We start from the raw sequence: 11,808 nt of genomic DNA on the forward strand, positions 1-11,808 counted from the left end.
GACACTCTGAGACCCGCCGCTTACATGCGTTGAAGCCTTGGACAGGGCCGCCTTCACCCCCCGTATCTATGGGTTGCGCGCAGGGCGGGCAAGCCTGTCGCAACCTCGATAAGAATAGATCCGCTGGAGTGAACATGCTGGGACTGGGAACGCTCACCAAAAAGGTGTTCGGAACGCCGAATGACCGCAAGATCAAGGCGACCCGCCCGCTGATCGCAAAGATCAATGCGCTGGAAGAAGAGTTCGAAAAGCTGTCCGATGACGGGCTGAAGGAAAAGACCGAAGACCTGCGCAAGCGCGCCCTGGATGGCGAAAGCCTGGACGATTTGCTGCCCGAAGCCTTTGCCAATGTGCGCGAGGCGGCCAAGCGGGCGCTGGGCCTGCGCGCCTTTGACGTGCAGCTGATGGGTGGCGCGTTCCTGCATCAGGGCAATATCTCTGAGATGAAGACAGGCGAAGGCAAAACCCTTGTTGCCACCTTCCCGGCCTATCTGAACGCGCTGACCGGCAAGGGCGTGCATGTGGTCACCGTGAACGAATACCTGGCCAAGCGCGACGCCGAATGGATGGGCAAGGTGTTTGGCGCATTGGGCATGAGTACCAGCGTGATCTGGACCGGTATGCCAGAGGATGAAAAACGCGCCGCCTATAACTGCGACATCACCTATGCCACCAATAACGAGCTGGGCTTCGACTATTTGCGCGACAACATGAAGTCAGAGCTGGATCAGCTGTTCCAGAAACAGCACAACTTCGCCATCGTGGATGAGGTCGACTCGATCCTGATCGACGAAGCGCGGACGCCGCTGATCATCTCGGGTCCCGCGCAGGACCGCTCTGACCTGTACCTGACCATCGACACGGTGATTCCGACGCTGGATGACAGCCATTATGAGCTGGACGAAAAGACCCGGAACGTGACCTTTACCGACGAGGGCAACGAGTTTCTGGAAAACCAGCTCAAGGCGCGTGATCTGCTGAGCGATGAGCAATCGCTTTACGATCCCGAAAGCACGTCCATCGTACATCACGTCAATCAGGGTCTGCGGGCGCATAAGCTGTTCCAGAAGGACAAGGACTATATCGTCCGCGACGGTCAGGTTGTGCTGATCGACGAGTTTACCGGCCGGATGATGCCCGGCCGCCGCCTGTCGGAGGGTCTGCATCAGGCCATCGAAGCCAAGGAAGGCGCCCCGATCCAGCCCGAGAACGTCACACTGGCCAGCGTGACCTTCCAGAATTACTTCCGGCTCTATGACAAGCTGAGCGGCATGACCGGCACCGCCCTGACCGAGGCCGAGGAATTTGCCGAAATCTACGGTCTGGGCGTGGTCGAGGTTCCGACCAACAAGCCGATCATGCGCGAGGATGAGGACGATCAGGTCTACCGCACCACTGGCGAGAAATATGGCGCGATGATCAAGGAAATCCGGAAAGCCAACGAAAAAGGTCAGCCGGTTCTGGTCGGTACCACCTCGATCGAAAAGTCAGAGACACTCAGCCAGCTGCTGACCGAGGAGGGCATCAAGCACAACGTCCTGAACGCCCGCCAGCACGAAAAAGAGGCGCAGATCGTCGCCGAGGCCGGCCATCTGGGCGCGGTCACCATCGCCACCAACATGGCCGGTCGCGGCACCGATATTCAGCTTGGCGGCAATGTCGAGATGAAGGTGCTCGCCGCTCTGGCGGAAAACCCCGAAGCCGACCCTGCCGAGCTGCGCGCCGCCGAAGAGGCCAAGCATGCTGCCGAGAAAAAGAAGGTGCTTGAGGCGGGCGGGCTGTTCGTCATGGCGTCGGAACGCCATGAAAGCCGCCGCATCGACAACCAGCTGCGTGGCCGCTCGGGCCGTCAGGGCGACCCGGGCCGCACGGTGTTCTACCTCAGCCTCGAAGACGACCTGATGCGTATCTTTGGCTCGGAACGTCTGGAAAAGGTGCTCCGAACACTCGGCATGAAAGAAGGCGAGGCGATCATTCACCCCTGGGTCAACAAATCGCTGGAACGGGCGCAGGCCAAGGTCGAAGGCCGCAATTTCGACATGCGCAAGAACGTCCTGAAATTCGATGACGTGATGAATGACCAGCGGAAGGTAATCTTCAGCCAACGGCGCGAGATCATGGCCGCCGAAGACCTGTCCGAGATCGTGTCGGATATGCGCGAGCAAGTGATCGACGATATCATCGATCAGCATATGCCGCCGAAATCCTATGCCGATCAGTGGGACATGCAGGGGCTTTATGCCGCCGTGATCGAAAAGCTGGGCGTCGATCTGCCGATCATCGATTGGGCGGATGAAGAAGGGGTCGATGACGAACAGATCCGCGAGCGTCTGATCAAGGCCACCGATGAGAACATGGCGAAAAAGGCGGTCGATTTCGGCCCCGAGAACATGCGCAACATCGAAAAACAGGTGCTGCTGCAAACCATCGACAGCAACTGGCGCGAACATCTGCTGACGCTGGAACATCTGCGCTCGGTCGTGGGGTTCCGGGGCTACGCCCAGCGCGACCCGCTCAATGAATACAAGAACGAAAGCTTCCAGCTGTTCGAAGGGATGCTGGACAGTCTGCGCGAAACGGTGACCCAGCAATTGTCACGGGTCCGTCCGCTGACCGAAGAAGAACAGCGCGAGATGCTGGCCCAGATGACCGCCCAGCAGGCGGATATGCAGCGTGCCGCGTCCGGCGAAAGCGAGGCGCAACCGAATGGGAAAGCCAAGGAACCGGCACTGGCCGGCGCGGATCAGGCCGCCGAGAGCGGCGCGCAGGCGGCCCCCGGTTTTGTCGAGGATGACCCGGAAACCTGGGGCAAACCCTCGCGCAACGATCGCTGTCCCTGCGGCTCTGGCAAGAAGTTCAAACACTGCCACGGGCGCCTGACCTGAGGGCGCTGCCCTTATTCGGACAAAATGACTCCCCCCGGCGGCCACAAACTGGCCGCCTTTTTTAAGGAAGGTTAATCCGAACACAGCCGGGGGAACGGTGATGATTCGGACACGCAACCTAATGACAGTCGGCGGAACAGCCTTCTGCGCACTGGCGATCGGGTATTTCATGCAGCGCGACGTGACGGTGCAATACGCATCGATGATCCCGCATCCGTCCGGGTTGCAACAACGCGTTCTTGCCCCATTTGCGCGCGCCGAGGTGGATGAATACGGCATGCTTGAGGTTCGCGATATCAAGCTGACCTCGACACTGCCCGGCCTGCCGCTCCCCTCGCGGCTGCAGCAACCAACGCTGGAACATGTGACCGACGGCGCGGTTTCCGCCAAGTTTCTGACCCTACCAGAGTCGCAGGCCGACCCCTTATTGCCGAAGCTGGGATGTGACGTGACCGTGGCATCCTCGGTCTTGCCGCTGGCACGTGTGGGCCTATCCGTGGATGCGCCCTGTTTTCCGAACCAGCGGGTGACGGTGCATCATAGCGGCCTCTTCTTTACCGACAGCACTGATGGGCAAGGTATGCTTGATGTCACCATCCCGGCCCTGTCGGAACATGCGGTTTTCATCATCGAGTTTGACAACGGGGCCGGGGCCGTTGCCCGTGCCGAGGTGGACGAACTGCTGGATTTCGAGCGTGTGGCGATCCAATGGGGCGGCGAGTCCGGCCTGCAGATTAACGCCAAGGGCGATGATGGGGTGAGGAAAAAAGACACAAATCCAAGTGCCTATGGTGACGTCGTTCGCCTGGGCAAACTGGGCAACAGCAGCTCTCGCGTAGCCGAGATATACAGCTTCCCCCGCGATCATCTGTCGCAATCGGATGCGATCTCTTTGACGATCGAGGCCCAGGTAACCGCCGCCAATTGCGACCGCGACATCGCCGCACAATCGCTGGAACTTCGTGCAAACCGCAGCTTGCGGATGCGTGATTTGACCCTGTCGATGCCAAGCTGCGACGCGACGGGGGACTTTCTGGTGTTGAATAATCTTGTCGAAGACCTGAAGATCGCGGAAAAATAACCCGCAGGCAAATCAGGTTTCCCATGAATTGGCTCCGTGCGGCGGTTTGCGCCGCGCTTTTCGTTTCTGGCACCGTCCGTCCCGGTCTGGCAGAGGATGTGACACTCACCTCGCGCGATGGCGCGGTGGCAATCACCGGCGCGTTTCTGGGTTTTGACGGCGAGTTTTATCGCGTCGAGACCAAATTCGGTGAACTAACAGTCGATGCCTCGGGCGTCAATTGCGATGGCCCCGCCTGCCCCAAATTGACCGATTTCGTGGCCGAGATCACGCTCGCCGGGTCGCCCACCATAGCCGAGGTGCTGCTGCCTGCCTTGCTTGAGGGGTTCGCGCGCCACAATGGCTACATAACCCAGCGCGTGCCCCTGCCCGACATCGGGTTCATCTATGAGCTGCGCCAGCCGGACCGGGCCCTGCCTGCAGCCCGGTTCCTGTTTCAGATATCGAGCACCGATCAGGGCATCGACGCGCTCTTGAATGGCCGTGCGGACATCGCCCTGGCGTTGCGCGAAATTCGACCCGAGGAGCAGGAGCGCGCCCGCGAAGCCGGGCTCGGCGACCTGACACAGCCCAATCGCAGCCGCGTTCTGAGCCTTGACGCCATGGTGCCTATCGTTGCACCCGGCAATCCTGTGCGCAGCCTGTCGGTCGATGATCTGGCGCGGGTCCTATCCGGCGCGGTGACCAACTGGGCCGAATTGGGTGGGCCGGATGCGCCCATTGCCGTACATCTGCCCAGCGACGGGTCGGGCCTGGCGCAAGCGGTCGAGGATCGCATTCTGAAACCAGCCAGCGCGGTGGCAACGGCAGATGCAGTGCGCCACGGTCGGGGCAGCCACCTAGCCCGCGCGGTCAAGGCCGACCCTTTCGCCCTCGGAATTGCAAGTTTTGCCGAGATCGGCACTGCCAGCCCCCTTACGCTCAGCGGGGCTTGCGGGTATACGCTTGCCGCCTCCCGCCGGTCGATCAAGACCGAGGATTACCCGCTTAATTCGCCCATGTTCCTCTACATTCCTGCCCGTCGCTTGCCGAAAACCGCGCGCGAATTTCTGGTCTATACACGCGGCCCGTCGGCTCAGTTGGTCATCCGAGAGGCAGGGTTCGTCGATCAAGTGCCGGAACTGGTCGAACTTGACGCACAGGGCGCCCGCCTGGCCAATGCGATCGCAACAGCGGGAGACGAAGTGCCGCTGGCCGAATTGCAGCGGTTGATGCAAACCTTGTCACCACTGGCGCGTCTGACCACCTCGTTTCGGTTCGAGGCCGGATCATCACGCCCCGATGCGCAATCCCATTCGAACATCCAGCAGCTGGCACAGGCGCTGGAAACCGGCACTTATGATGCGCGCAAACTGGTCTTTGTCGGGTTTTCCGATGGGGTCGGCCCGGCCTCTGGCAATCAAAATATCGCCATGCGCCGGGCCAAGGCCGTGCGCGACGCGGTGATTGAGGCCGCCGAAACCGCCAATCTGGACAGAGTGGAAATTAGTGTCGAGGCGTTTGGCGAGGCGATGCCGATGGCGTGCAACGACAGCGACTGGGGCCGTCAGGTGAACCGCCGGGTCGAAGTCTGGACCCGTTAGGACAGACGCAATTTGCGCCGAAACCCGGGGGCCACTTTTGGATTGCGCGTCAGAGATACCCTTGACTGCGAAAGCTCAACTCGTTCGATTTTCCGATTATCAGGTGGTCATGCAGCACCAGCCCCAGCGCCTGACACGCATCCTGAATGCGCATCGTCATGTCGATATCCGATTGCGACGGTGTCGGATCGCCGGAAGGGTGGTTATGCACCAGAATCAGCGCCGAGGCATTCAGCTCCAGCGCCCGCTTCGCTACTTCACGAGGATAGACCGGTACGTGATCGACCGTGCCGCGCGCCTGTTCCTCATCAGCGATCAGTACATTCTTGCGATCCAGGTAGAGCACGCGGAACTGCTCGGTCTCGCGATGGGCCATGGTGGTATGGCAATAATCCAGCAGCGCGTCCCAGCCCGATAGCACATGGCGTTGCAGCACGCGCGCCCGCGCCAGCCGATGCGCGCTGGCCTCGACGATCTTGAGTTCGGTGATCACCGCCTCTCCAACCCCATTGACCTTGGCCAAACGTTCCAAAGGCGCGCTGAGCACCCGGTTGAAATCCCCGAATGTCTCCAGCAGCAGCCGCGCCAGCGGTTTCACATCCTGACGCGGGATGGCGCGGAACAATACCAGCTCCAGCATCTCGTAATCCGGCATCGCCGCCGCCCCGCCCGACATGAACCGATCGCGCAGGCGTTTGCGGTGATCCTTAATGTAAGACGGCATACGGCCCATGGGCAGCGCAACCGTCGGGGCCTCATCCGGGTCGAACAGCATCGGGGCTTCTTGAAACGCGTTTTTATTGGACATGTCGCGAGGCTGCGCGGGAATCACTTTCTGAGAGGTTAACGCGCCTCCCCCGCCATGCGCGCGGTCAGCTTGCGCACCAGCAGATGCAGCAGCACCGAGAGAACACCCAGCGTCAGCATGGCGGCAAACATCAGATCGGTCTTGGCCCGGCCATTGGCCAGCAGCATCAGATAGCCCAGCCCGCGCGACGACCCGACCCACTCGCCGATCACTGCCCCGATCGGCGCATAGACCGCAGCCAATCGCAGGCCCGAGGCCAGCGAGGGCAGTGCGGCAGGCACACGGATCTGCCACAGGATTGCGCGGCGACTGGCCTGCATCGTGCGCGCCAGATCCAGATAGCCCTCGGGGGTGCGCATCAGCCCGTCGAAAAAGGACGAGGTCACCGGGAAGTAGATGATCAGCACCGCCATGGCGACTTTCGACCCTAACCCGTAGCCAAACCACAATGTCAGGATCGGAGCCAAGGCAAAGACCGGCAGCGCCTGGGTGAAGACCAGCATCGGCTGCACCAGCACCCGCGCAGTCCGCGACGAGGCCAGTTGAATCGCTGTTGCAGCCCCCAGCGCCGAGCCGACGACGAGGCCGATCAGAACCTCCAGCCCGGTCACAAGCGTATTTTCAGCGATCACCGCACGGTTTGCCCACCAGGTTTCGGCCACCACCACGGGACCCGGCAGGATAAAGCGCGGCAGGCCGGTGAACATCACCACCCCTTGCCAGAGCAGCAGCGCGAACACGGTCGCCGCAAGGGGGGCACCGATCCTCATGCCGCGCGCTCTCGCAACAGACGCAGCAATGCGCCCTGGGTTTCCAGCATCTCGATATCATCCACCAGACGCGGCGCGGGCGAGGTCGGCACCGCGCAATGATCAAGGCCGCGATGCGACATCACCGCAATGGTCTGGCCCAGACGTGCGGCCTCGCCCGGATCATGGGTCACCAGCAGAACGGTGCGACCCTGCAACAACTCGACCGCCAGTTCCTGCATATCGGCCCGTGTCCGGGCGTCGAGCGCCGAGAATGGCTCGTCCAGCAGAATGATCTGCTTGTCCTCCATCAGCGTCCGCGCCAGTGCCGCGCGCTGCCGCTGCCCGCCAGACAGTTCCGAGGGTTTCTTATGCGCATGCTCGGACAAGCCGACACGCCCCAGCAACCTCGTCAACCGGTCCGCATCGGGCTTTTCGCCACGCAAACGAGCGCCCAGAGTTACATTGCGCGCCACATCCGCCCACGGCAGCAGCAGATCGTCCTGCGCCATATAGGCCACGCGCGGTACCACAGGTTGCCCGTCCGAGGCGTGGATGGTGCCGCCAAACATCGCCCCGGTCTGCAACCCGGCGATGAGGCGCAGAACCGTCGATTTCCCAACACCCGAGCCGCCCAGTAGGCAGGTCCATTCCCCCGCCTTCAGAACGAGCGAAAGTGGCGCGAAAAGGGGCACGCCGTCGATGGAGGCGCCCCCTTCGACCACGATCTCGGGTGCCGAATTCACGGGTTCAGGCCCATTTCCCAGAACTTGACCTCAAGCTCTGTGGCGGTGCGGAAGGTCTTGCATAGGCTCTGCCAGACCGGCAGTTGATCGTACCCCTCGCCCAGACGGCGGGTCACAGCGCTGTCGATCATGGCACCGACATCGCGGCAATAGGCCTGATACTGATCGCCCGCATAGGTGTCGATCCACTGTTGATAGATGTCCGAGCGCGCCTCTTGCTTCAGTCGCAGACCGATCTCGGCATAGCCCATCACGCAAGGCGCGAGCGCGGCTAGCAAATTCAGGAAGTCACCGCTATACCCGGCCTCAAGCACATAGCGCGTATAGGCGAGGTTTTCGGGCCGTTCCGGCGTTGCGGCAAGCTCCTCATGCGAGATACCGGCCTCGGCGCAGACGCCGACATGCAGCATCATCTCTTCATGGATCAGCCCGTTTACCGTGGACGAGGCTACCAGCATCTCTTCATGGGTGTCCGCCTTGACCACGGCCAGCGCCCAGGCACGCGAGAAGTGGGTGAGGAAGACGAAATCCTGCCGCAGGTAATGCAGAAACGCGTCATTCGGCAAGCTCCCGTCGCTCAACCCCTCGACAAAGGCGTGGCGGGTATAGTTCCGCCACGTCTCGCCAGTGGCCGCGCGCATCAGTCCGAAGGCGCGACCATAGTCCGGCGCCGCGCTCATTGCGCGGTCACGTCGATGGCGATGTCGCTGACCGGGTTGACGCTGTCAGTCAGGCCCTTGTCCTTGAGGAACTCCTCGAACCGCGTATAGCGGCCGGCATCCAGCCCGGCGGGGCGCAGCGCGAAGCGGGTCAGCGTGTCTTTCCAGGCGCGCTTGTTCAGCTCATCCTGCAGTTCCGGCGAGGTGCCAGAGAAGATTTCCCAGCTTTCCTGCGGATGGTTCACGATGAACTGCGTGGCCTTTTCGGTTGCGGCCAGAAAACGGGCCACTTTGTCGGCATCCATCATGTCCGGGTTGGCGACATAGATCAGCTCATCATAAGGCGGCACGCCCTCTTCTTCGATGTAAAAGCAGGTGCCGGGGTGACCTTCGATATCCATCTGGTTCAACTCGAAATTCCGATAGGCCCCGATCACCGCATCGACCTGGCCGGACATCAGCGACGGCGACAGCGAGAAATTCACGTTAACCAGTTCAACCTCGTCCAGCTTGACGCCGTAATTGCCCAGAACCGTGCTCAGCACTGCTTCTTCGACACCGGCGACCGAGAAACCGATCTTTTTGCCCTTCAGGTCGGCGGGCGTCTTGATCGGCCCGTCCTTGAGCACCAGCAGGCAGTTCAGCGGTGTGGCCACCAGCGTGCCGACACGTTTCAGCGGCAGGCCCTCATGGATTTGCAGGTGCAGCTGCGGTTGATAGCTGACCGCGAGATCGCCCTGACCGGCCGCAACCAAACGCGGCGGGGCCGATGGATCGGCGGGGGCGATGATTTCAACATCAAGGTCCTGATCCGCGAAATAGCCCTTTTCCTGTGCCACGATGATGGGCCCGTGATCGGGGTTCACGAACCAGTCCAGCAGGACAGTCATCTTGTCTTCGGCAAAAGCCGGGGTCGCAGCGAGGAGCGTCAGGGTGGTGAGGATTTTCTTCATGTTATCAATATCCTGTTCATGAAGTGGAGGCCGCGACGAGGACAATCTCGCCTGGCCAGATTTCTGTGATCTGCTCTGCCGCCCGCCAGGCGCGCAGACCGGTGGCGCAGCACAGCGCAAGCGGAGTATCGGGGTCAGGAAGGGCCGCGTACACCTGATCCGGCGTGATCCGCACGGCGTCGGGATGGGCCGGAACCGGTGCTTCGGTAATGTCCCGAAGTTCGACGATCTTGTGCTGCGCCCCGAGGCTGGTCGGGGCAACAAAGGCAAAGCCGCTCTCGGGCTCGGGCGCGGAGTCAAACCGGAAGGTCGAGAGGCGAAAACTCTTCGCCTCCACCTGCACCATTTGACCGATGGGCGAGGGATCAAACCCCAGCAACACCGACAGCGCGATCTGCGCCTGCAGCGCGCCGATGATGGCCACAACAGGCCCTAACACGCCCGATGTGGCGCAGTTTTGAGTGTTGTCGGGCATTTCGGGGAACATCGCGCGCAGGCTGGGGCCAGTGCCGCAGAACCCGCCGACATAACCGCTCAGCCCCAGCGCCGAGGCGCTGATCAGTGGGGTTTTCAGACCGCGACAGGTGTCGCTCAACACATAGCTCGCCGCATAGCTGTCGGCACAATCCAGCACGATATCCGCCTGCTGGACGAGTTCCCCCGCGTTTGCAGGGGTCAAGGCCTGCACCACGCCAATCACAGAGATTTCAGCGTTGATCTGCTGACAGCGCATCGCGGCGGACAGCGCCTTGGGCTGACCGCAATCTGTTTCGGTGAACAAGGTTTGTCGATGCAGGTTCGACAACGCAACCGCGTCCGGATCGAGGATGGTCAGATGCCCCACACCCGCACCCGCCAACAGCGGCAGCAGCGGTGCGGCAAGCCCACCCGCGCCGATCACCAATACACGGGCGTTGGACAGCGCCGCCTGTCCGTCAGCGCCGACCTCGGGCAATTGCATCTGACGCGCATAGCGGCTCATCGCGTGACCTCGATCCACTCCCGGACACGCGCCTCAGGGTCAGGATTCAGCGTGATGTCGGTTACGACCGAGACGATATCCGCCCCCGCCTCCAGCACGCCGGGCGCGCGTTCGACGCTCATGCCGCCGATGCCTACCAGGGGCACCGACCCGACGCGGGCCTTCCATTCAGTGACTTTCGGCAAGCCTTGCTGATGCCATTTCATCTTTTTCAGGATCGTCGGATAGACCGGGCCAAGCGCGATATAGGCCGGGTCAAGCGACAGGGCGCGGTCCAATTCCGCATCATCATGGGTCGAAAGCCCCAGCTTTAGACCCGCTTTTCGAATCGCAGGTAGATCGGCCTCGTCCAGATCCTCCTGCCCCAGATGCAGCCAGTCGCAACCTTCATCAATGGCGATCTGCCAATAGTCATTCACCACCAGCACCGCGTCATGGGTTCGACACAGATCAACCGCGGTGCGGATCTGCGTGCGGATGATCGCCTCAGGGCGGTCCTTGATGCGTAGCTGCACCAGCTTGACGCCCAGAGGCAGCATGCGCGCCAGCCAGGAAACGTCGTCGAAGATCGGATAAAACCGGTCGAGCGTCATGACAGGAACGCCTTTCCGATCACGGGCGTCGAAGGTGTCGCCATATCGCGCGGTTCGATCGGGTCGGCCTGGTGGGCCAGCCTGCCCGCCTCGACCGCTTGCGCCATGGCGCGGGCCATCGCGGCGGGATCACCGGCGCGGGCGACGGCGGTGTTGAGCAGGACGGCATCAAAGCCCAGTTCCATCGCATGCGCCGCATGGCTGGGCAGGCCGATCCCGGCATCCACCACCAGCGGCGTGTCAGGGAATTCGGACCGCATGGCGCGCAGCGCATATTCATTGGCCAGCCCCCGGCCCGACCCGATCGGCGCGCCCCAGGGCATCAGCACCTCGCACCCCGCGCCCAGCAAACGCTCGCCCACGATCAGATCCTCGGTGGTATAGGGAAAGACCTGAAACCCGTCCTCGGTCAGAATGCGCGCGGCCTCGACCAGTTGAAAGACATCCGGTTGCAGGCTGTCGGTATGACCGATCAGTTCGAGCTTGATCCAAGTCGTGTCGAACACCTCGCGGGCCATATGGGCGGTGGTCACGGCCTCTTTCACCGAATGGCAGCCCGCGGTGTTGGGCAGGACATGCACATCCAGATCGCGGATCATCTGCCAGAAGCTCTGTCCTGCACCGCCTGCCCCCTCGCGCCGCAGCGAGACGGTGGCGATGGCGGCCTTGGACTCGCGAAACGCCGCCTCAAGAATTGCGGGGCTGGGATATTGCGCCGTGCCCAGCATCAGCGGGTTGGCCAGTTGGGTGCCGTAGAAGCAGCGCATCG

11 protein-coding genes are annotated in these 11,808 nt (G+C 61.9%); 3 read left to right on the forward strand and 8 right to left on the reverse strand.

Features of this window, described 5'->3' with window-relative positions:
* The first annotated feature begins 134 nt into the window (after positions 1–134).
* From secA to AB1E34_RS06300, 3 genes are all read left to right on the forward strand, one after another.
* Positions 135–2,885, forward strand: coding sequence for a preprotein translocase subunit SecA (gene secA / locus AB1E34_RS06290; protein ID WP_372571484.1), 2,751 nt, complete (start codon positions 135–137; stop codon positions 2,883–2,885).
* A gap of 100 nt (positions 2,886–2,985) precedes the next feature.
* Entirely contained in the window at positions 2,986–3,966 is a 981-nt protein-coding gene (locus AB1E34_RS06295) for a hypothetical protein (protein ID WP_372571485.1), read from the forward strand.
* Between the two features lie 23 nt (positions 3,967–3,989).
* Complete coding sequence (locus AB1E34_RS06300) at positions 3,990–5,549, forward strand: substrate-binding domain-containing protein (RefSeq protein ID WP_372571486.1); 1,560 nt, start codon at positions 3,990–3,992, stop codon at positions 5,547–5,549.
* A 49-nt stretch (positions 5,550–5,598) separates the two neighbouring features.
* Here AB1E34_RS06300 and radC read toward each other — a convergent pair whose 3' ends face one another.
* From radC to AB1E34_RS06340, 8 genes are read right to left on the reverse strand one after another with little or no spacing between them, the layout of a single operon-like run.
* Positions 5,599–6,357 (reverse strand): RadC family protein, encoded by a 759-nt coding sequence (gene radC / locus AB1E34_RS06305; protein ID WP_372571487.1) that lies wholly within the window; start codon positions 6,355–6,357, stop codon positions 5,599–5,601.
* A 35-nt stretch (positions 6,358–6,392) separates the two neighbouring features.
* Positions 6,393–7,127, reverse strand: coding sequence for an ABC transporter permease (locus AB1E34_RS06310; RefSeq protein ID WP_372571488.1), 735 nt, complete (start codon positions 7,125–7,127; stop codon positions 6,393–6,395).
* Positions 7,124–7,852 carry an ABC transporter ATP-binding protein gene (locus AB1E34_RS06315; protein WP_372571489.1) on the reverse strand — a complete coding sequence of 243 codons (729 nt, stop codon included), beginning with the start codon at positions 7,850–7,852 and terminating at the stop codon, positions 7,124–7,126. The genes AB1E34_RS06310 and AB1E34_RS06315 overlap by 4 nt, the downstream gene beginning before the upstream one ends.
* Positions 7,849–8,532: a thiaminase II gene (tenA, locus tag AB1E34_RS06320; protein ID WP_372571490.1), complete on the reverse strand. Its 684-nt coding sequence runs from the start codon at positions 8,530–8,532 to the stop codon at positions 7,849–7,851. The genes AB1E34_RS06315 and tenA overlap by 4 nt, the downstream gene beginning before the upstream one ends.
* The gene (locus AB1E34_RS06325) at positions 8,529–9,464 is read right to left on the reverse strand and encodes an ABC transporter substrate-binding protein (protein WP_372571491.1); all 936 of its coding nucleotides are present in this window, start codon (positions 9,462–9,464) and stop codon (positions 8,529–8,531) included. Before AB1E34_RS06325 ends, tenA begins: the two co-directional genes overlap by 4 nt.
* A 16-nt stretch (positions 9,465–9,480) precedes the next feature.
* Positions 9,481–10,446 (reverse strand): ThiF family adenylyltransferase, encoded by a 966-nt coding sequence (locus tag AB1E34_RS06330; protein ID WP_372571492.1) that lies wholly within the window; start codon positions 10,444–10,446, stop codon positions 9,481–9,483.
* Positions 10,443–11,039: a thiamine phosphate synthase gene (locus AB1E34_RS06335; protein ID WP_372571493.1), complete on the reverse strand. Its 597-nt coding sequence runs from the start codon at positions 11,037–11,039 to the stop codon at positions 10,443–10,445. The genes AB1E34_RS06330 and AB1E34_RS06335 overlap by 4 nt, the downstream gene beginning before the upstream one ends.
* On the reverse strand, positions 11,036–11,806 hold the full coding sequence (locus tag AB1E34_RS06340; RefSeq protein ID WP_372571494.1) for a thiazole synthase: 771 nt from the start codon (positions 11,804–11,806) through the stop codon (positions 11,036–11,038). The genes AB1E34_RS06335 and AB1E34_RS06340 overlap by 4 nt, the downstream gene beginning before the upstream one ends.
* Positions 11,807–11,808 lie beyond the last annotated feature (2 nt).

The organism is Ruegeria jejuensis (assembly GCF_041537905.1).
Lineage (GTDB): Bacteria > Pseudomonadota > Alphaproteobacteria > Rhodobacterales > Rhodobacteraceae > Ruegeria_C.